The organism is Synechococcus lacustris Maggiore-St4-Slac (assembly GCF_024345595.1).
GTDB classification, from domain to species: domain Bacteria; phylum Cyanobacteriota; class Cyanobacteriia; order PCC-6307; family Cyanobiaceae; genus Synechococcus_D; species Synechococcus_D lacustris.
Map to the genome: position 1 here is coordinate 48,280 of NZ_JAGQBK010000002.1, position 18,823 is coordinate 67,102.

Consider the following 18,823-nt stretch of genomic DNA (forward strand, 5'->3'; position numbering starts at 1 on the left):
AATTGCTGTTGCAACTGCACCGTTGTAGCTGCTTTAACTGATAACCACCAGGGTTTAGGCAGGGCCGCCCACCGCTTTTTCCAAACGCTCCATCACCCGCTCCAAGGAGAAACTTGCTGCCTTTTGCCGTGGCGGATAGGCCTTAAAAGTGGCAAGGAATTCAGCCACATAGGACTGGGCTGGCACAATCAAAAAGATATGGTCGAAAATCCAATCCCAGTAGGTATTGGAGGTGAAATCTGCCCGCTCATAGGGATCGGTGAGCAGATTAAATATCTTTGGCACGCGTAATTCAATAAAAGGTTCTGCCCATATTTGGCACGTACCTTGAACACGTTGTTCACGGAACACAAACTTCCAGTTGTCGTATCGCAAACCCACTAAATCACCATCATCGGAGAAGTAGAAAAATTCACGCCGGGGGCTTTTATCTATTTTACCAGTCCAAAAATCAAGCATATTATAACCATCAAGGTGGATACGGAAGTTTTTATTTCCCACCTGGTAGCCAGTTAGCAATTTCTCCTTAATATCTGGTTCACCCGCTGCTGCAAGCAGGGTTGGCAGCCAGTCAAGGTGGCTGCAAATTCCAGTTATGTTTGTGCCTGGGGCAATTTTTCCAGGCCAACGCACCATTGCTGGAACTCGATATGCTCCCTCCCAATTAGTGTTCTTTTCACTGCGAAAAGGCGTCATCCCAGAATCTGGCCAACTATTCATATGGGGGCCATTATCTGTGCCATACATCACAATAGTGTCGTTGCTAATCCCCAACTCATCAATGAGATCAAGCATCTCCCCGATGCATTCATCGTGGTAGATCATCACATCGTGATATTCCGATTGCCAGCGCCCTGATCTGCCCACATCTTGGGGGCGGGCATAGGTGCGGAAGTGCATATGGGTGGTGTTAAACCACACAAAGAAGGGTTCGCCAGATGCAACTGCATCACGGATAAAACGCTTGGCCTCCGCCATAAATTCATCATCTGCCGTTTCCATCCGCTTCCGAGTTAGAGGCCCAGTGCTTTCGATGCGCTGGCTGCCATCTGGATTAGCCCAACAATGAAGCACGCCTCTGGGGGCAAAACGCTTGCGAAAATTAGGAAACTCGGGATCATCCTCCTTTGGGTAATCCCTTAATTCAGGTTCCTCTTCTGCATTGAGGTGATATAAATTACCAAAAAATTCATCAAAGCCATGCATTGTTGGCAGATGTTCATCGCGATCACCGAAGTGATTCTTACCAAATTGACCGGTGCGATAGCCCTGGGGTTTTAATAATTCAGCAATGGTTGGATCATCATGGTGATAGCCATTTTCGGCACCGGGTAAACCAACTTTTGATAAGCCGGTGCGGTAAACGCTCTGGCCACTAATAAAAGCAGATCTACCAGCGGTGCAACTTTGCTCCGCATAATAGTGAATGAATTTCGCACCTTCATTCGCCACACGGTCGATATTGGGTGTTTGATATCCCATCAAGCCATGGCTGTAGCAACTCAAATTGCTTTGGCCGATATCATCACCCCAAAGAATCAGGATGTTTGGCTTTCCGTTTGGCATCAATAATTCCGCGCAACAAGATCAACCTAGGCAGGCTTAATCAAATCGGCAACCTTAAAACAACCAGTAGTTAACGCAATTGTTAAGATCACGTAAGTGATTATGGCAAGTTTAATTCCGATCAAATGGCCCCCATGGGTGCTAGCAAATAACAGGGCTAAGCCTGGATTGCGCATCGCCACCAGCAAAGCGGCTGTGCGGCGATTGCAGCCAACGCCTGTTGCAAGCCCATAGCCAATTGCAAGGCTTAATGCCACAAGCACAAGTATCAAAACAAGCGAAGTTAAATTTGTTGAAATAAATGCCGGCAAATCAGGGCCTATTTTCACAAGCAACACCACTAATAATAACGCCAACAAGAAATTTGCCAACCTCTCAAGATTTTTTTCAATTCGGCTGGCAAAAATAGGTTTATAAACTCGAATTGCAATGCCAATCAATAGGGGTAATACCTGAGCAGTTAACACTTGAATGGCCACATCTGCGGGATCAATCTGCCAACCTTCAATGGCAAATAGGGAACGAAAAAGGCCTGCTAGCAATGGCACTGAGATCACCGCAGCCAAAGCTGAGCAAACCTGCAACACCGCTGCAAGCTGACGATCACCGCCAGCTTTAGCTGCCTTGCGCAAGGTAAGTGGCGCGCTTGGGCAGAGGGCCATCAAGGCAATTGCATACTTTGAAGCTGGTGATAAACCAGCAGTTAATGGTGATTGCAATAGCATTAATGCCAATAGGGGAACAACTACACAGGAGGCCACCAAAATGCGCAATAAAAAGCCTGGCTGTTTAATCCATCCCAGTAAATTTTTATTATCAACGCTCACCCCCAAGCTAAGCATTATTGTGAATAATGTTACTTTAACTAATATTTCTGGCAGTAAATTCATCTTCCAGCGCCACCAATCATTAATAAAACAATCGCCACAAGGCCAATCAAAGTAATCATCACCGCAGTGGCAGCCGCAAGCGAAGGCTCCTCCTTATAGGTAAATTCCTGCCGTGATAAGCGCTTCAGATTTTTACGATGCACATGGGTGGCAGCGGCCATAGCCACCACACCAGTACCCACAAATGCATAGGAAATCAGTTGAACACTCCAGCCTTGATTAGCAATGCCAGTGGGGTTAGTGCTACGAATTGCAGAAACAATTTTATCTAAACCAAAACCAAAACTAATCAAAGAGAGGCAGGTGCGAATCCAAGCCATCAGGGTGCGCTCTGCCGCGTCGCGATTGCGTTGCTTTGCTAATTCATCGGTAATCGACATAGCAGCAGAATGTTTTTTGATGGTTAGGCCAGGGAACCTCTATGGGCAACCAGATTGAAATCCCTTAATGAGAAAAGCAAGCGGGCGGCGGGAATCGAACCCGCATCATCAGCTTGGAAGGCTGAGGTTTTACCACTAAACTACGCCCGCAAATCAAGCAAGGTTTGCTAGATCCTCAAGCATGATAGGCGCACCGTGCGCAAATAATCCCGCTTGGTTAGCTTGATTGAACCACCAGCTTCTAAGCCAAGCCTGCTTTCGGCAGGAAGTGAGCGGCGTTTGCTTTGGAGTTATGGCCTTGGCGATGCCGGCACCGGCATGGCCGCCACCCAAATGGGCTTCTACCTGTTTGTGTTTTTCACATCAGTTGTGGGCTTACCCGCCTGGATGGCAGGCAGTGTGTTGATGGTGCTCAAGCTTTGGGATGGCTTAAACGATCCATTTGTTGGTTTCCTAAGCGACCACACCAAGCACCCCCTTGGCCCTCGCATCCCTTGGCTTTTATACGGCGCCCTGCCCCTTGGCATTTTTATTGCCGCCAGCTGGTGGAATCCCCCAGGTGGCATCTGGATCAAATTTGCAGTGCTTGTTGTTATAGCTTCCTGCACCCAGGTGGCTTACACCTGCGTTAATTTGCCCTATTCCGCCCTGGCAGCGGAGCTAACGCCGGATATCGATCTACGCACCAGGCTTAATGCCGCCCGATTTACCGGCTCGATCGTGGCGGGCCTCAGTGGCGTGGTGATCGCAGCCCTAGTGGGCGTGCAAGTGAATGAATGCAATGGCGGTGCGGGCCTAAGTGGTGATGCCTTCCTCGTGATGGGATTGATCACCGGTGTTGTGGTGGCCGCCGGCACCTTTGCCTGTGGCTGGGGTTTGAAACCCTTCGCTAAACACTGCCAGCAACCCAGCGCAAAGCCAGAACCAATTAAGCAACAGCTGCTTCGCATCTGCCGCAATGGCCGCTTTTTAAAAGTGCTTGGTCTTTATTTACTGCTTTGGTGCGCATTGCAGTTGATGCAAACCGTGGCACTGCTTTATCTAAATGTGTTGATGCAGGTGCCGTCGAGCTGGAGCACCTGGATTCTGGTGCCATTTCAAATCAGTGCCCTGGTGGGCTTGCAGCTGTGGAGCTGGGTGAGCAGCCGTTGGGGCCGAATTACAGCCCTGCGCACCGGCGGCCTGTTGTGGATTGCCGCCTGCTTGCTGGCAATGCTTTTAGTGCCCTTAAACGCTTCGGTGGCGCCATTGGGTTCATTTAGCAATGGCCTTAATTTTGTGATGATCGTGATCACAATCCTGGCCGTGGGCCTCGGCGGCTCCACCGCATTTTTGATTCCCTGGTCTTTATTGCCAGATGCGATCGATGCAGATCCCGAAAAACCAGCAGGGCTTTACACCGCCTGGATGGTGGTAATCCAAAAATTTGGCATCGGCCTCAGTATTTTTGTGCTTGGCAATGTGCTCACCCTCAGTGGCTATAGGGCATGCACCAACGCCGCCCTATTGCCCCAATCAGCCCTCACCACCATCAGGCTTTGCATGGGGATAATCCCTGCTGTGATGGTGGTACTTGGTTTGTTGGTAGTTCGCCGCTGGCCGAGGCGTGCCCACATTGATGGCTTTCAACCATGAAAACACCCAGATGGCTACAAAGGCTCGGCAGCAGTGCCTTAATCGGCGGCCAAGCCCTGGCGGCTGCCGCCCGGGGCAAGATTAATAAGAGTGAATTAATAGACAACTTGATGGAAGCTGGCCCGGGCAGTTTCCTTGTGGTTTTAATTACCGGCTTAGCTTCCGGCACCGTATTCAATATTCAAGTGGCTGCAGAATTAACGAAACAAGGGGCCGGCTCAACCGTTGGCGGCATTTTGGCCCTTGGTTTAGCAAGGGAGATAGCCCCCCTACTCACCGCCACCTTGATCACAGGAAAGGTGGCCACCGCCTATGCAGCCTCCTTGGGAACGATGAAGGTAACGGAACAGATTGATGCCATAACAATGCTTCGCACAGACCCGGTGGAATTCCTTGTGGTACCGAGGGTTTTAGCTTTACTGGTGATGTCGCCAGTGCAATGTTTACTATTTTTTGGGGTTGGGCTTTGGTCGGGACAATTCAGTAGCACCTTGCTTTATCGGATTCCACCAAATGTGTTTTGGAATTCGGTGCGCACTTGGATGCAGCCCAGTGATGTGCCATCGATGTTGATTAAAGCAACCGTATTTGGTTTGATTATTTCAATTCTTTCCTGTGGTTGGGGCTTAACAACACGGGGCGGGCCCAAGGAGGTGGGCACTAGCACCACAGGGGCGGTTGTGATGATTTTGGTGGTAATTGCAATCGTAGACGTTATACTTACTCAATTACTATTTGGTTAACTTATACTTTATCTTTAAAAAACTACAATTTTTTTGTTGGCAAAATGACTGAATCCAAAGCTTCCATTATTCAAGAAATCACGCCAAGCCCCTGGGTGGCCCTTGGCATGCTGCTAATCGCTGCTTTTGCTGGCCTGATCTATGGGCCATTGGCTTTAATTTTGGGTTTATTTGGTATTTTTTTAGCAATCCAAACATATCTGTTGCGATTGCGCTTTGAAGCGGATGCCCTGATTGTATTGCGCGCTAAGGGCACGGTTGAAATTAAACGTTTTCCCTACAAAGATTGGCAATACTGGCAGATTTTCTGGCCGCCATTTCCTGTGCTGTTTTACTTTCGAGAGGTGAACAGCATTCATTTCTTGCCGATGCTTTTCAATGCGGATCAATTAACGGAACAACTCACGCAGCGGCTCGGTCCCAGCGGAAAAATTGAAACTGCGGCGTTAGCTGAAGCAGCTTCCCCTCCCCACTCAAACTAAAACGGGCAAGCTTGCCTTCTGCAGCAACAAAACCGCTGAAATTTCTTCCCCCACCAGCTGCCTGCAAACTCACCAGCTGCACCTGTGCACCCAATGCCCTACTGAGCCGTTTGCGGATCAAACGCTTGAAGGCAATCGATGCAACTGGATTCATGCCGGATCCCGCAAGTTGATGAATCCGTCCTACGGCAACAAATGGCTATTAGCCGCCAAGCAACAGAATTACTTTGGTATCCCGCAATACATAAACCCAGCTGGTGCCACACTGCCCAAAGCCACTTTCAAAGCTGTGGATGAGCCTTGGCAGCAATTGGCGCTCCAGGAGCTGCAGCAAAAACGCGCTGAGCTGCAGGCGGAAATCAACGTTTTGGAGAGCCGTAAAACCCAGCTAGAGGCTGAAATCAACAATCATTTTGTTGGTAATGCCGATGGCATAAGCCGCAGGGTTAAGGGCTTTCACGACTACCTAACCGTGGCACTGCAAGACCTTGCCCGCAGTGTGGAGCAACTGCCTCTCATCCCTGAAACCGTAACGCTGCAGCCCTCACCCCTTGATCAAAGCAGCACCAGCAGCGTTGCGGCAGAGCAAGCGCCAGCCCCTAGCACTGCCATCGGCATTTTTAGTGATGATGCCGATCTGATCATCGAGCGCCTCAACACATTTAAAAACAACCCCGATTTCTCCGCCGAGCCCTGGCAACTGCGCCGCAGCCTTGATGAAAATTCAATGCAACTGCTACTGCGTTGGTTCCTCGAGCAGGGGGGCCGAGGTGCCCAACCCAGTGGCGGCAGCCGCAATCGCAATGTGCTGGTAACGGCAGCAGCCGTAGCCACTTTGGGGGAGCTTTATGGCGATCGTTTTCAAACCCTTGTGCTCGCTGGCGAACCGGAGAGGCTTGGCGATTGGCGCCGAGGCTTGCAGGATTGCCTCGGCCTTACCCGCGAAGACTTTGGCCCCAATAGTGGTGTTGTGTTGTTTGAACGTCACGAGGCCCTGGTGGAAAGGGCCGACAGATTGGAGGAAAGGGGTGAGCTGCCTTTCATCGTTATTGATGCAGCTGAAGCATCAGTGGCAATTCCAATTTTGCAATTCCCCCTTTGGTTGGTATTTGCCGCTGATCCAGCCGAATTAAATAACCCCGAGGATCTGCTGTGATTGCCAACTACTTACTTGTGATACCGATTGCATATCTGCTGGGCTCAATCCCCAGCGGTTATCTGGCGGGCCGCTGGCTTGCAGGCATCGATATTCGTGATCACGGTTCAGGTTCCACCGGCGCCACCAATGTGCTGCGCCATGTGGGTAAAACGCCAGCCTTAATAGTGTTCCTCGTGGATGTTTTCAAAGGGAGTGCAGCTGTTCTAGTGGCTAAACAATTGCTCGGCGGCGATGCCCATGGCTGGCTGGTGGCCGCAGGTTTATTAGCGCTGGCGGGGCACATCTGGCCCATCTGGCTTAAGGGCAAAGGCGGTAAAGCCGTAGCTACCGGCCTTGGCATGTTGCTAGGGCTTTTGCCGGCCGTGGGTTTAGCAAGCCTTGGGATATTTCTGTTAGTGCTTAGTTTCAGCCGGATCGTTTCGCTTTCCAGTGTGGTGGCGGCCCTTGCCCTGCCCGCCTTGATTTGGATCGCTGGCTACAGCCAAACCACCGCTTATATGGGCCTAGGTGTGCTTGCTGCCCTTCTGGTGGTTTGGCGCCACCGCGGCAATATCAAAAGATTGTTAGCCGGCACTGAACCAAAGATCGGCAAGCGCTCTAGCCAAGCTCACGACTCCGCTCCGCCGCCTTAAAAACAGCTTCCATCAAGGCCGATCGCAAACCGGCCCGCTCCAGTTCCCTGAGGCCAGCAATGGTGGTGCCACCGGGGCTGCTAACCATGTCTTTGAGTTGGGCTGGATGCAAACCCTTTTGCTCCAGCAATAGGGCAGAGCCCCGCAGCATTTTGATTGCTAAATCAGTAGCTAACTGCCTTGGCAACCCAGCTGCCACCGCTCCATCAGCTAAACCCTCCACCACCAATGCTGCAAAGGCAGGTCCTGATGCAGTGAGCGCTAAAAAAGCATCCAACTGCTGCTCGGGCAGCTCCATCACTTCACCCACCAGTTCAAATAAGGCGATCACCTGAGCCCGCTGGCTAGGGCTAACGTCAGCGCCAAAAGCAATGCCCACCAACCCCTGTTGCACCAGCGCAGGGGTATTGGGTACCACCCGCACCACCCCATGGCCGGGAAATGCTTTTTGCAAGCGCTCAAGGCCCACCCCGGCCAGCACTGAAATCAAGAGGGGCCTAAAAGCAAGCGTATTTTGGCCGTGGGCTGGATGCTGCAAAAAAGCAGCAAGCTGTTGGGGCTTGATGGCAAGCAGTTGGAGGGGTGCAGCAAGGCAAGGGCCAGGGTTGATCCCAACTTGTATGCCATAGCGCTGCTCTAATTTTTGCGCAGAGGCAGTAGTTGCTACGCAACCAACCACCTGCTGGGCTGTAAACAATTTTTGCTCAAGCAAAGGCTGCAATAGAGCCTGGGCCATCTGGCCTAAACCAATGAGCCCTAATTGATAGCCAGCAGTTTCAACCGTTAAGGGCATCCGTGCGGCCCCAGGCTGGGCTTGGAGCTGCGGGCTGCTCCAGGTTGGTGTCGCGGGAGATAACGCTTGGGGAAGCGGATTCCTCGGTGCTGGCGGTGGTAACGGTTACGCAGCTAGGGGCAAACAGGAAAATGCTTTCTCCCACCCGTTCCTGGTGTCCGTCGATGGCAAAGGTGCCACCTGCAACAAAATCAACGGCCCGCTGGGCTTGATCTGGCTCCATCATCGTGAGATTGATGATGATGGTTTTACGTTCGCGCAAAGCTTGAATCGCCTTGGGCATTTCATCAAAGCTGCGGGGTTCCATCACGATCACCTCTGCAGCACTGGAAGAAATGCCAGGCATGCCGATCACATTCGAGCCGATGAAACTTTCACCGAGGTCAAACTGATTAGCCATTGATAGGGCACCACCGCGGGGAGCTGGTTCACCAGCTTCGATGGCCTCATCGTACTCAAGGTCGTCGTCGTAGTCGGAATCCAGGTAATCGTCACCCGTAACAACCGATTTCAGACGCGAGAACAATGACACCGTCTTTACCCCGTAGGACGTGATGCTCCTAGATAGCGCCCCCTGAATGCACTTGCAAGTTCTTGGTTACAGATTGCTGTTGAAATAGGCCACTGCCAAGCCGCACCAGGGTGCTGCCCGCTGCCACCGCAAGGGGCCAATCGTTGCTCATGCCCATCGAAGAACCGGGCAATTGCAGCTCTGCCGCAAGGCTGGCCCCCTGTTTAAAGATTTGGGCTAGTTCATCAGTTCCTAAATCCTGGGGCGGAATCAGCATTACCCCCACCCAAGCAACGCCAGCTAGTTCCTGCAATTGCGGCCACTGCTGGCGCAATTGCTCCAACTGAAATCCACCCTTATTTGGATCTAAACGCAGCTGCACCTGGGCATAAAGCTTGGGGCTATGGCCCTCCTCAAGGGCAATGCGGCTGATGCGTTTTGCTAATTCCAAACTATCAACGCTATGCAGGCAGCTAAATCTGGCCAGCACTGGCCGCACTTTATTGGTTTGCAATCTGCCAATAAAATGCCAATCGATATCAACTAAATCCGTCAATAAAGCTTGCTTTTCTTGCGCTTCCTGCAACCTACTTTCGCCAAAACTGCGTTGGCCTAGTTCATAAAGCAACCGCACAGCATCGGCGGGTTGCCCCTTGCTCACGGCCAGTAGCTGCACAGAAGCAGGCAGCTCACGCCGCAACTGCCCATAGCGCTGCACTAACGAATCCACGGTTTAGATGAAAGTTTGATCAAACAACTTCTGCCACAGCGGTAAATCAACAGAACGATTACGCCGCTCCCTCAACAGATTTTGCTCAGCCAGATGGCGGGCATCAAGCAAAGGCATCGAGTCGAAATTAGCGCCGCGGCCGTGGTGGCTTACCCGGAAAAACATGCGCTGGGCGTAAAGAGTGGCATAAACCTCCTGGGCTTCCCCAGCCGGACACACCCGATAGAGCAAACCAAAAGTGGGATGGTTTAGGTAACGCTCAGCACTCACAGGGGCTTGCTCCGTGGAAGATCTCAGAGGCTGCCAAAACGCATTCGCAGCGCCATAAGCAACAGCAAAGCCAAAAGGCCCATCCCATCCAACCAGATCAATGGTTTGCGGGGCACCCGCAATGCCGCTGGCGATCGCCACAGATCACTGCGGGCCAATAGGGCCTCAGCCCCCTGTTCCGCCCGCAGCAACACATTGGCAAGCAGCCTCTCACCAAGGGCTAACACAAGCCCCAGCAACTGTTTCCAACCAAGCTGCCGCAGGTTCAAAGCGCGGGTAGCCAGCCCACGGGTGAGGTTTTGTAATTCCTCCTGCACAAGCGGCACAAATCGGAGCGCCAGCAGCAATTGAAAGCCGAGTTTTTGCACCGGCACCCCCAGGCGCTCCAAGGGCCGCAGCAGGGCACTAATCCCCCAGGCCAACTCCTCCGGTGGGGTGCTCACCAGCAACAGATTGGCGCTGTGCATCACCGTAAAAAGCAAACTTGCCGTGTTTAAACCCAACTCAGCCGAGCGTTTAGTGATGCGCAAAGGGCCCGCCTGAAAAATCACCCAGGCTGGCGGGGCGGGCAACTTTTGCTCCACAGGGGGGCGTTGCAGCGGTAGGGGTCTTTCCTGGCCACTGGGCAAAAATGCAGCCAGTAAACCCACCGCCAGGCTTAAGGCCAATAGGGCGGGCAAACTGCGTTGCCAAACCCGCAGGGCGATGCCACTGCAAAAAGTAAGCGCCAGCAAAAGCACCACCAGGGCCAAGCGCCAGCCGGGCCCCGCCAGCACTGGCGTTAGTAAAAAAGCCAAGCTCCAAAGGAACTTAAGGCGTGGATCCAGCTGCCTTAACCAGCCCCCACCAGCTACATATTGGCCAATGGGAAGTTGCCGCAGCCAATCCATCAACGTTCAGCAGCCCTCGATTGATCCCTTTCGGCATCACGCTGTTGCTTACCGCGCCAAAACAAGCGCAGGGGAGAACCTTCAAAGCCCAAACCCTCTCTGATTTGACGTTCCACATAACGGCGATAGGTATCACCAAACAACTTTGGATCGTTCACAAATAAGGTGAAACTTGGCGGCCGCACTGCCACTTGGGTGCCGTAGTAAACCTTGCCTTGGCGGCCACCTCGGGTGGTGGGGGGCGTACGCCAACTAAGGGCTTCTTTGAGCACTTCGTTTACCACTGAAGTGCTCACCCGGCGGCGATGTTGCTCCACCGCAAGGGCGGCCAATGGGAAAATGCGCTCCACCCGTTGGCCGGTGAGCGCAGATATGAACAACATTGGCGCCCATTCAAGGAAATAAAGCTTTGAGCGCAACTCCTTTTCCATGGCGGGCAGGGTGTGGCTGTCTTTGGAAATAAGGTCCCACTTATTCACTGCCACCACACAGGCGCGGCCGTCTTCTTCTATGCGGCCAGCAAGCCTTTGATCCTGCTCTGTTACCCCCTCTTCTGCATCGATAACCAAAACGCATACATCACTGCGTTCAATCGCCTTAAAGCTGCGATTGATGCCAAAAAATTCAGGGCCATAGGAAACGCTGCGACGGCGGCGAATACCTGCTGTATCAAGCAGCTTCCAGGTTTTACCCTCCCGTTCAATGCTGGTGTCGATCGTGTCGCGGGTGGTGCCCCTAATGGGGCTAACGATGGCTCGATTTTCGCCGCAAATTGAATTGAGGATGCTGCTTTTACCCACATTTGGCCTGCCGATAATGGCCAATTGGATCGGTTCCTCCAGGCCCTCTAATTCTTGGCTGGCAGGCAAAAAGCTGATCACCTTATCGAGTAGTTCACCGGTGCCAGCCCCGTGGATGGCGGAAACCGGATAGGGCTCACCAAGGCCAAGGGTCCAGAAATCGGCAGCCATGGCGAGGCCCTGGTCGGGCGACTCGCATTTATTAACCGCAAGTAACACCGGACAATTCTGGTGTCGCAACCACTCGGCGATGCTTTCATCGGCGGCGGTGAGGCCCTGTTGGCCGTCCACAATCACAACAGCAACAGCTGCTTCTGCCATGGCGAGCTTGGCTTGCTCGCGTATTTCAGGCAAAAATTCACTGTCGTCGTTAAAAACCAAGCCGCCGGTATCAACCACCTTGAAGGTGCGATCAGCCCAATAGCCTTCCTGGTATGTGCGGTCGCGGGTAACACCCGGTTGGTCGTGCACGATGGCATCTCGGCTACGGCAAAGCCGATTAACCAAGGTGGACTTACCCACATTGGGACGCCCGATGATTGCCACCACCGGCAGGGCCACGGCTGTTTTCCTCTCTGTTACCTATTTAACCGACCCTACATGCCTGCCTAAACACTCATTTGTTGGCGGCGCCAAGCCAATAGCCAGCTAACTGCCGTTGCTCTGCGGGTTAGCCGCGGCTGCAATTCTCCTATTCGATAACCTTTGAAACCCAGTTCCTCCTTCAACAATTGCTTTAAATCAGCCGGTATGGAACGGGTGAGCATCACAACCGGAGGCCTATTGGCAATGAAATCAGGGGCAGATGGATAGGCTTCACGCCACTGGGCTGGGGTTAGTGGCCCCGCTGGCCATGGATTTTCAGTTGAATGCCCATCAAAATTTAAATTGCTCGGCTGATAACCCAAGCGCTTCCAAATCAATTCACAAACCTGGCGATCACTTAGCTGATCATCAAGGATTTGCCAAAGGATTTCATCATTAATGGTTAGGTCTGCTGCCATCGGAACTACTGAATGCAAATAGCTACACCAATAGTTTTGCAATCTCCCCTCTCCGGGGTAAGCGACCGTTGCTTTCGCTCGCTCGTGCGGCGCTGGGCTCCCGATGCCCTGCTGTTCACTGAAATGGTGAATGCCACCAGCCTGGAAATGGGCCATGGCCGCTACAAAGTAGAAGAACTGGCAAATGAACCAGGCCCCGTTGGGGTGCAGTTGTTTGATCATCGCCCCACTGCTTTAGCGGAGGCTGCCCGTAGGGCGGAAGCAAGTGGTGCGGTGCTAATTGATATCAATATGGGCTGCCCCGTGCGCAAAATCGCCCGTAAAGGTGGCGGCAGCGCCTTAATTCGCAGCCCTGAATTAGCAGCCCAAATAGTGGAAGCTGTTGCCAAAGCAGTTCAGGTGCCCGTAACCGTTAAAACCAGGTTGGGGTGGTGCTGTAATTCAGCTAACCCAATTGGTTTTGCCTTACTGCTTCAAGAAGCCGGTGCCCAAAGGCTTTGTTTACATGGCCGCACCCGGGAGCAGGGCTTTAAAGGCAAAGCCGATTGGCTAGCGATCGCAGCTGTAAGGCAGCAGCTGCGCATACCAGTAATTGCTAATGGCGACATCACAAGCCCAAGTGATGCCAAACGCTGCCTTGAAATCACCGGTGCCGCCGGGGTGATGGTGGGTAGGGCCAGCATGGGGGCGCCATGGCTGGTGGGCCGTTTGCAGGCAACGCTCAATGGTGAGCCTGATCCTGGTGAACCCAGCAGCCAAGAGCGTTTGGCCTTAGCTGGCGAACATCTGCAAATGCTTATTAGTGAATGGGGCGACCACGGGCTGATGATCGCCCGCAAACACATGGGCTGGACCTGCAACGGTTTCAGTGGTGCTGCGCAGTTGCGCCAAGCCTTGATGCGCGCCCCCACGGCAGCGGCGGCCCAAAACTTGTTAAACCAGGCACAAGAAAATTTTGCTCCCACTTAGGGAAAGCATTAGGAAAACTATTAATGGATGTTGTTATCTGGCTGGCGCTACTTTGGCCAACTCTGCTAAGCCGGGTCCCAGAGGAGAAACGTCCCCTCTGGATGCGCCGCAGTTTATTGCTGCTTCTTAGCCTATTCAGCTTGCGATATCTGTACTGGCGATGCACAGAAAGCCTCAACCTTGAAAGCCCAACCTCTACGTTTTTAAGCCTGTTGCTCTTAACAGCAGAAGCATGGCTGCTAATAAGTGGGCTCGTGCCTATTTTGCTCTCGTGGAAGCCCTATGGCGATGGCAGGCTTGCTGCAATTAAGGCAGAAGCTCAGTGGGAAGCCAGCGATTGGCGTCCCTGGGTTGACGTATTGATACCCACCTGCGGCGAGCCATTACAGGTATTAGAGCGCTGTCTTCAAGGTTGCAATCAGCTCATATATAAGAATCGAACCCTATGGGTTTTGGATGATGCCGGGCGAGCGGAAGTTAAAGAATTAGCAGCACAATATGGCTGTTGCTATCAGCACCGCAGTGGTTGCTCAGGGGCCAAGGCGGGGAACCTAAATGCAGGTTTAGCTAATGCCACTGGCGAACTGGTGGCAGTTTTTGATGCAGATTTCATCCCACAAAAACATTTTCTCAACCGTTGCATTGGTTTATTACTGGAGCCCAATGTTGGCCTTGTGCAAACTCCCCAATGTTTTTTCAATGCCGATCCAATAATGAGGAACCTTGGCTTAGAAGCTTGGCTGCTTCCTGATGAAGAAAGCTTTTACCGCTGGATTGAACCAGTGCGTAGTGCATGGGGTGCAGTGGTTTGCGCAGGCACTTCATTTGTGGCACGCCGCAGCGCCCTTGATGACGTGGGCGGATTTATCGAAAATGCGATTTCAGAGGATTTTGTTACCGGCACCGCCCTCACGGCAAAGGGTTGGCGACTGCTTTATACCGCCGAAAAGCTAAGCGCTGGCCTAGCCGCTGAAACAATGTTGGATTTTGTGCGGCAACGCCAACGCTGGGCAGCAGGCACAATTCAAGCGCTTCGATTACCCCAAGGCCCCTTGCGAGTTAAGGGCTTAAGCATGAAACAAAGGCTGGTTTATTTAGAAGGAGCCTTGCATTGGTTTAACACTATTCCACGATTAATATTATTACTTATGCCCCTGAGCATTGGTTTACTTGGAGTGCTGCCTGTGCATTTCACAACAACAGCACTTCTTACTAATCTTTTACCGCTGTGGTTGGCATTTTTATTGAGTGTGGGCTGGTTAAATCGCGGCAGCCGCCATGCTTTATTAGCAGAATTGCCAGGCTGGGTTCTTGCTATTCCTTTGGCAAGCACTGTTTTCCTGAGCCTGGCAGGGAAAATATTACCTTTTCGAATTACACCAAAACATAGGGTGCGGGAAAAGGGGGGTATTGCAATCGAACTAGCAATGCCGCTGCTTGTGTTGATGCTACTAAATGGGATAAATCTTCTGGCAATTATCAGCGCCCTAAATATAAGAACAGATGCGGGTTCAGGTTTAGGTTTGTTTTGGGCAAGCTTAAATTTAGTTGGCCTGTTGGTGGCATTAAGGGTGTGCTGGGATCGCCCCTGCCCCGACCCCACACCCTGGTTCAAGATTCATATGGAAGCTTATTTATTAAACCCAGCCGGCAAAAAATTTCCAGTTAAAATCGATGCAATTAGCGAAAAAGGTGCGGATTTACGCTGTAAATCTGCATGGCCCCAAGGCCCTGGCTGGAAACTAATGCTAGATGATGAAACCTCTGGAACAATAGTGCCAATGGCAATACCGCTTGGCTTAATAACTCCAGGCTCAATTTTAAGTGTTAACTGGCTTGCAAATAACCTGGAAGAGGTAAAGGCCCTAAAGAACTGGTTGTTCAGCCGACCAAAGGCTTGGCCGGATCGGCAGGCAGCGCCTGAATGGAAAACATTTTTTATATTATTAAGCCGCCTAGCCTGGTTTCCAAAAACTCCCAAAGCAGGCAGTAGAAGTTTAATACCCCAACAGATCACGGGTGCCGCTGATTGCCTGCACAGCTAAAAGTATCGCCACTAAAACATTACTAGTTACATGCAATCTGCGCATACGAACTGAACTATGGATTTCTGGCCTTGCCGCCAATGAGAAAAGTAACAAGCCCGTTAGTAATACACCACTCCAATAATGGGAGCCCCAAAAACCAGCACTAAATGGGTTGTCGCTAAGGCGCCAAATTTCTGGCTCACTGCCAAGGCCAAGCACCCCAGCCCAGGTGAGCAGCGCAAAAATTGCCCGTAGTGTTGGGCGTTTTACCTGCGCTAGCGCCAACACTGAGCCCAAGCTGCCTGCTCCCACCAACAACAGCAGAGCCAACCGTTGCAGGCCACCGCTGAAAGCCAAAGCGGGATCAAACCAAGCTTTAAGGAATGAATACACAAAAGCAATCAGCACCACCACCACCACCGCCACGGTGAGCCATCGGCCATGGTCTGAATGTTCAACCGGCACCGCCGCCAGCTGTTTGGTGATCCCCAAACGCCTTTCACGAACCAATAAACCAAGCCGAATCGTTGCACCCACCACTGGGTAAACAAACAGAATCATCAACACTGGATGCAACAGCGCCAACCAATTAATTGCTGTCAAGGCAATACCTCAGGCCAGTTTTGGCGAATCAATAACAAGGAAAAATAGGGCCTCTGTGCTGCTGGCACTTCAGAAGCTGGCAGCAACAGTTGATCCGGCCAACCCACCCGCTGGGCAAACAAGCTGGCAGCTAGTAAACCTCGGGCCTCAAGCACAGGTTGCACCCATAGCCAACGTTCACCCAACTTCAATAAAGCAAGCACGGTGTTGCTTGCTTTGGCTTGCTCCAGCAATAACTCGAGCGCTGCTTGGCTATTGGGGGTGGGGCGAATCAAAAGGCCCTCATCTTGCAAAGCCAGGGGCCAGGGCATCCCCAAACTGGATGCGGCTGCCGCTGCAGCAGCCACTGCCGTAATTCCTGGAATAACAGAAACAGGCCATTGGGGATAGCGGCTTGCAAGCTCCAGGAGCACATAGGAGCAACTGGCAAATAGGGAGGCATCCCCTTCACAGAGCAACACCAGCTGCTCAGCCCTAGCCAGCTCCGCCGCTAATAGATCTGCAGCTGTGCGCCAAGCCGCAAGCCGTGGTGCCGCTGCTGCCACCATCGGGAAAAGCAGCGGTAGATGACGCTGCTCAGTAATCCACGGAGCGGCTATGCGAGCCGCCATACCTTCAGCGCCTGGCTGGGCCACGGGGTAGGCCACCACAGCTGCTTTAGCGATGGCTTGCACTGCTGCAACCGTTAATAGGTTTGGATCACCTGGCCCAACCCCCACAAGGGTTAGGGCTGCCGCCGCCTTCAAATGGAATCCACCGCAGATACCTTTCTAAGCTGCTGGTAATAAACGTTCAAAACAGCTGCCGTGAGCAAACTCACTGTTTATAGGCATCGGGAAGATCTGCAGCAGCAACCAGAAGGTCAACGAGCTCCCCAACCATCTTTTAGCAGCATTGATCCCGTGGTGATCGCAGCAACCCTGGCTGAAAAAGGTATTGGCTTTGAACGTTGGCCAGCGCCGGTAAACCTAAGCAGCAATGCAGAAGCGGAGGAAATACTTAGGGCCTACGGGCCGGAAATCGCCAGGGTGCAAGCAAACGGCAATTATCAAACCATCGATGCGATTCGCATGAAACCAACCCACCCAGATCGGGTTGCATTACGCCAAAAATTTTTAGCTGAACATACCCACGCAGAAAACGAAGTGCGTTTTTTTGTGGAGGGCCGCGGTTTATTTTGTTTACACATAAACGATGAAGTTTTACAGGTTTTATGCGAACGCAATGACTGGATAAGTGTGCCAGCTGGCACTAAACATTGGTTTGATATGGGTGAAAATCCAGAATTTTGCGCGATCCGCTTTTTTAATAATCCCGATGGCTGGGTTGCAGAATTTAGCGGTGATCAAATTGCGAAATACTACCCTTTGCTGGCTGACTAACAAAATCCAACCTATTAAAGTTCCACCCCAAAGGAATGAAAACGTAAATCCTCTGGATTTGCCAGTTCACCTGTTAGAGCAGCCACTTCCGCCAGGGCCAACTGCTCTAATCTTTCAATAATTTGCGGCCTTGGCCAATATCGTTCACAAAGCATCCAGTAAAGGCCGAAATGTTTTGCTTCACTTGAAAGTAGGTTGCCATATAGCTCCCTTAATTCCTGGTCGGGATGGTTGCTAGCAAGCAGGGCCATCCTTTCATGGCTGCGGGCTTCTATTAGGCCAGCCACCAAAAAAGTATCCAGCTGGCGCAATGGCTCTTGCTTGCGGATTTGACCCGCGAGTTGAGCGCCATAGGGTGGTGCCGCCAGGGGTCTTAGGGCAATCCCCCGCTTTTGCAGCAAGGTGAGCACCCGATCGAAATGGGCTAGCTCCTCCTGCGCCAATGGGCTTAATACCGCTGCCAATAGTTCATTGGATGGATATCTAAACATCAATTGCAGCGCAGCACCTGCCGCTTTGCGCTCGCAATGGGCATGGTCGATTAGTAGGTGCTCCGGTTGGGCAATCGCCTGCTCCAGCCAGTGGCGGCTGCTGGGGCGCACCAACCAACGAATTGGGGTGGGCGTTGCACTAATCACTGTTTTTTTGCCTTTAGGTGTCCCACCACCGCCTCTAGGGCCAGGTAATAGCTGGAGGCACCAAAACCACAGATCACACCCAATGCCCGATCAGCAAGGTAAGAGGTTTGCCTGAATTCCTCGCGGGCATGCACATTGCTCAGATGAAGCTCCACATAGGGCAACGCCACCGCAAGCAACGCATCACGCAAAGCAATAGAAGTGTGGGTGTAGGCGCCGGCATTGATCAAGATGCCATCCTCCTCGCCACTGGCCTGTTGGATGCGATCCAGCAATGCCCCCTCATGGTTGCTTTGGTAGCAAGTGAGCTCAACCCCTAGGAGCAGGGCCCTTTGGCTTAATTCAGCGTTGATTTCCGCCAGGCTATGGCTGCCGTAGAGGCCTGGTTCTCGGCTACCAAGCAGATTTAAATTTGGTCCGTGCAGCACGAGGATCCGCATGGCAGCAGCGTTTCTTTACTGATCGTATGGGCAGCAGGGTGCGCTGGTAAATTCTTTGGGTGTGGTGCGGGTCGGTGCCCGAGTGGTTAATGGGGGCGGACTGTAAATCCGCTGGCTCTGCCTACGTTGGTTCAAATCCAACCCGGCCCATCCACACGCCCTTGTAGCTCAGCGGTAGAGCACTCCCTTGGTAAGGGAGAGGTCACGAGTTCAATTCTCGTCAAGGGCTTTTAAGTTCAAATTAAAGTTTTTCAAGATTAAAAGTTATACAATCGGTAA

Annotated in this window: 23 protein-coding genes and 3 tRNA genes; 11 read left to right on the top strand and 15 right to left on the bottom strand. The window is 52.2% G+C overall.

The window, feature by feature from the left end:
* Positions 1-54: 54 nt before the first annotated feature.
* From KBY68_RS01875 to KBY68_RS01890, 4 genes are all read right to left on the bottom strand, one after another.
* On the bottom strand, positions 55-1,566 hold the full coding sequence (locus KBY68_RS01875) for a sulfatase-like hydrolase/transferase (protein WP_106500616.1): 1,512 nt from the start codon (positions 1,564-1,566) through the stop codon (positions 55-57).
* A gap of 26 nt (positions 1,567-1,592) precedes the next feature.
* Entirely contained in the window at positions 1,593-2,456 is an 864-nt protein-coding gene (locus KBY68_RS01880) for a bile acid:sodium symporter family protein (protein WP_255095713.1), read from the bottom strand.
* Complete coding sequence (locus KBY68_RS01885) at positions 2,453-2,836, bottom strand: YidH family protein (RefSeq protein ID WP_255095714.1); 384 nt, start codon at positions 2,834-2,836, stop codon at positions 2,453-2,455. Before KBY68_RS01885 ends, KBY68_RS01880 begins: the two co-directional genes overlap by 4 nt.
* Positions 2,837-2,915: 79 nt before the next feature.
* Positions 2,916-2,986, bottom strand: a tRNA-Gly gene (locus tag KBY68_RS01890).
* 63 nt (positions 2,987-3,049) lie between these two features.
* Between KBY68_RS01890 and KBY68_RS01895 the strand changes: the two genes are divergently transcribed.
* Genes KBY68_RS01895 through plsY form a run of 6 tightly spaced genes read left to right on the top strand, consistent with a single transcriptional unit; the run spans position 3,050 to position 7,487 of the window.
* Entirely contained in the window at positions 3,050-4,471 is a 1,422-nt protein-coding gene (locus tag KBY68_RS01895) for an MFS transporter (RefSeq protein WP_315855638.1), read from the top strand.
* A complete protein-coding gene (locus KBY68_RS01900) occupies positions 4,468-5,214 on the top strand; it encodes an MlaE family ABC transporter permease (protein ID WP_255095715.1) in 747 nt (248 codons plus the stop codon). Before KBY68_RS01895 ends, KBY68_RS01900 begins: the two co-directional genes overlap by 4 nt.
* A 44-nt stretch (positions 5,215-5,258) precedes the next feature.
* On the top strand, positions 5,259-5,696 hold the full coding sequence (locus KBY68_RS01905) for a DUF3119 family protein (protein WP_255095716.1): 438 nt from the start codon (positions 5,259-5,261) through the stop codon (positions 5,694-5,696).
* Positions 5,697-5,707: 11 nt separating this feature from the next.
* Positions 5,708-5,869 (top strand): hypothetical protein, encoded by a 162-nt coding sequence (locus KBY68_RS01910; protein ID WP_255095717.1) that lies wholly within the window; start codon positions 5,708-5,710, stop codon positions 5,867-5,869.
* Entirely contained in the window at positions 5,869-6,852 is a 984-nt protein-coding gene (locus KBY68_RS01915; protein ID WP_255095718.1) for a DUF3086 domain-containing protein, read from the top strand. The genes KBY68_RS01910 and KBY68_RS01915 overlap by 1 nt, the downstream gene beginning before the upstream one ends.
* Positions 6,849-7,487, top strand: a complete 639-nt coding sequence (gene plsY, locus KBY68_RS01920) for a glycerol-3-phosphate 1-O-acyltransferase PlsY (RefSeq protein ID WP_255095719.1) — start codon at positions 6,849-6,851, stop codon at positions 7,485-7,487. The genes KBY68_RS01915 and plsY overlap by 4 nt, the downstream gene beginning before the upstream one ends.
* On the opposite strand, the gene proC is transcribed toward plsY, so the two are convergent.
* From proC to KBY68_RS01955, 7 genes are read right to left on the bottom strand one after another with little or no spacing between them, the layout of a single operon-like run.
* Positions 7,453-8,280, bottom strand: a complete 828-nt coding sequence (gene proC, locus KBY68_RS01925; RefSeq protein ID WP_255095720.1) for a pyrroline-5-carboxylate reductase — start codon at positions 8,278-8,280, stop codon at positions 7,453-7,455. The two genes, plsY and proC, sit on opposite strands and share 35 nt — an antisense overlap.
* On the bottom strand, positions 8,264-8,812 hold the full coding sequence (locus KBY68_RS01930) for a cell division protein SepF (protein WP_255095721.1): 549 nt from the start codon (positions 8,810-8,812) through the stop codon (positions 8,264-8,266). Before KBY68_RS01930 ends, proC begins: the two co-directional genes overlap by 17 nt.
* A gap of 28 nt (positions 8,813-8,840) precedes the next feature.
* Entirely contained in the window at positions 8,841-9,521 is a 681-nt protein-coding gene (locus tag KBY68_RS01935) for a YggS family pyridoxal phosphate-dependent enzyme (RefSeq protein WP_255095722.1), read from the bottom strand.
* A 3-nt stretch (positions 9,522-9,524) separates the two neighbouring features.
* The gene (locus KBY68_RS01940; RefSeq protein ID WP_106499798.1) at positions 9,525-9,791 is read right to left on the bottom strand and encodes a PipX family protein; all 267 of its coding nucleotides are present in this window, start codon (positions 9,789-9,791) and stop codon (positions 9,525-9,527) included.
* A gap of 23 nt (positions 9,792-9,814) precedes the next feature.
* Positions 9,815-10,681, bottom strand: coding sequence for an energy-coupling factor transporter transmembrane component T family protein (locus tag KBY68_RS01945; RefSeq protein ID WP_255095723.1), 867 nt, complete (start codon positions 10,679-10,681; stop codon positions 9,815-9,817).
* A complete protein-coding gene (der, locus tag KBY68_RS01950; RefSeq protein ID WP_106499796.1) occupies positions 10,681-12,042 on the bottom strand; it encodes a ribosome biogenesis GTPase Der in 1,362 nt (453 codons plus the stop codon). Before der ends, KBY68_RS01945 begins: the two co-directional genes overlap by 1 nt.
* Positions 12,043-12,089: 47 nt before the next feature.
* Positions 12,090-12,485, bottom strand: coding sequence for a DUF1823 family protein (locus tag KBY68_RS01955; protein ID WP_315855639.1), 396 nt, complete (start codon positions 12,483-12,485; stop codon positions 12,090-12,092).
* Positions 12,486-12,497: 12 nt separating this feature from the next.
* On the opposite strand from KBY68_RS01955, the gene dusB reads away from it, so the two are divergent.
* Together dusB and KBY68_RS01965 are read left to right on the top strand one after the other, a co-directional pair.
* Positions 12,498-13,454, top strand: coding sequence for a tRNA dihydrouridine synthase DusB (dusB, locus tag KBY68_RS01960; protein ID WP_255095724.1), 957 nt, complete (start codon positions 12,498-12,500; stop codon positions 13,452-13,454).
* 23 nt (positions 13,455-13,477) lie between these two features.
* On the top strand, positions 13,478-15,499 hold the full coding sequence (locus KBY68_RS01965; protein WP_255095725.1) for a glycosyltransferase family 2 protein: 2,022 nt from the start codon (positions 13,478-13,480) through the stop codon (positions 15,497-15,499).
* Here the strand turns inward: KBY68_RS01965 and KBY68_RS01970 are convergent.
* Together KBY68_RS01970 and KBY68_RS01975 are read right to left on the bottom strand one after the other, a co-directional pair.
* Positions 15,452-16,084, bottom strand: a complete 633-nt coding sequence (locus KBY68_RS01970; RefSeq protein WP_255095726.1) for a DUF4079 domain-containing protein — start codon at positions 16,082-16,084, stop codon at positions 15,452-15,454. The two genes, KBY68_RS01965 and KBY68_RS01970, sit on opposite strands and share 48 nt — an antisense overlap.
* A complete protein-coding gene (locus tag KBY68_RS01975; protein WP_241537097.1) occupies positions 16,081-16,830 on the bottom strand; it encodes an SAM-dependent methyltransferase in 750 nt (249 codons plus the stop codon). Before KBY68_RS01975 ends, KBY68_RS01970 begins: the two co-directional genes overlap by 4 nt.
* Before the next feature lie 60 nt (positions 16,831-16,890).
* Between KBY68_RS01975 and KBY68_RS01980 the strand changes: the two genes are divergently transcribed.
* Positions 16,891-17,466 carry a 1,2-dihydroxy-3-keto-5-methylthiopentene dioxygenase gene (locus tag KBY68_RS01980; protein WP_390634972.1) on the top strand — a complete coding sequence of 192 codons (576 nt, stop codon included), beginning with the start codon at positions 16,891-16,893 and terminating at the stop codon, positions 17,464-17,466.
* A 14-nt stretch (positions 17,467-17,480) separates the two neighbouring features.
* On the opposite strand, the gene KBY68_RS01985 is transcribed toward KBY68_RS01980, so the two are convergent.
* Together KBY68_RS01985 and aroQ are read right to left on the bottom strand one after the other, a co-directional pair.
* On the bottom strand, positions 17,481-18,104 hold the full coding sequence (locus KBY68_RS01985; RefSeq protein WP_390634973.1) for a MiaE family protein: 624 nt from the start codon (positions 18,102-18,104) through the stop codon (positions 17,481-17,483).
* Positions 18,101-18,544 carry a type II 3-dehydroquinate dehydratase gene (aroQ, locus tag KBY68_RS01990; RefSeq protein ID WP_255095727.1) on the bottom strand — a complete coding sequence of 148 codons (444 nt, stop codon included), beginning with the start codon at positions 18,542-18,544 and terminating at the stop codon, positions 18,101-18,103. The genes KBY68_RS01985 and aroQ overlap by 4 nt, the downstream gene beginning before the upstream one ends.
* 68 nt (positions 18,545-18,612) lie before the next feature.
* Between aroQ and KBY68_RS01995 the strand changes: the two genes are divergently transcribed.
* Both KBY68_RS01995 and KBY68_RS02000 read left to right on the top strand, forming a co-directional pair.
* Positions 18,613-18,694 (top strand) — tRNA-Tyr (locus KBY68_RS01995).
* 7 nt (positions 18,695-18,701) lie between these two features.
* Positions 18,702-18,773, top strand: a tRNA-Thr gene (locus KBY68_RS02000).
* Positions 18,774-18,823 lie beyond the last annotated feature (50 nt).

Bases quoted from the DNA above. Each gene is read 5' to 3' on its own strand.
- KBY68_RS01875 (WP_106500616.1), bottom strand. From the start codon at position 1,566: ATGCCAAACGGAAAGCCAAACATCCTGATTCTTTGGGGTGATGATATC.
- KBY68_RS01880 (WP_255095713.1), bottom strand. From the start codon at position 2,456: ATGAATTTACTGCCAGAAATATTAGTTAAAGTAACATTATTCACAATA.
- KBY68_RS01885 (WP_255095714.1), bottom strand. From the start codon at position 2,836: ATGTCGATTACCGATGAATTAGCAAAGCAACGCAATCGCGACGCGGCA.
- KBY68_RS01900 (WP_255095715.1), top strand. From the start codon at position 4,468: ATGAAAACACCCAGATGGCTACAAAGGCTCGGCAGCAGTGCCTTAATC.
- KBY68_RS01905 (WP_255095716.1), top strand. From the start codon at position 5,259: ATGACTGAATCCAAAGCTTCCATTATTCAAGAAATCACGCCAAGCCCC.
- KBY68_RS01915 (WP_255095718.1), top strand. From the start codon at position 5,869: ATGAATCCGTCCTACGGCAACAAATGGCTATTAGCCGCCAAGCAACAG.
- proC (WP_255095720.1), bottom strand. From the start codon at position 8,280: ATGCCCTTAACGGTTGAAACTGCTGGCTATCAATTAGGGCTCATTGGT.
- KBY68_RS01945 (WP_255095723.1), bottom strand. From the start codon at position 10,681: ATGGATTGGCTGCGGCAACTTCCCATTGGCCAATATGTAGCTGGTGGG.
- KBY68_RS01955 (WP_315855639.1), bottom strand. From the start codon at position 12,485: ATGGCAGCAGACCTAACCATTAATGATGAAATCCTTTGGCAAATCCTT.
- dusB (WP_255095724.1), top strand. From the start codon at position 12,498: ATGCAAATAGCTACACCAATAGTTTTGCAATCTCCCCTCTCCGGGGTA.
- KBY68_RS01965 (WP_255095725.1), top strand. From the start codon at position 13,478: ATGGATGTTGTTATCTGGCTGGCGCTACTTTGGCCAACTCTGCTAAGC.
- aroQ (WP_255095727.1), bottom strand. From the start codon at position 18,544: ATGCGGATCCTCGTGCTGCACGGACCAAATTTAAATCTGCTTGGTAGC.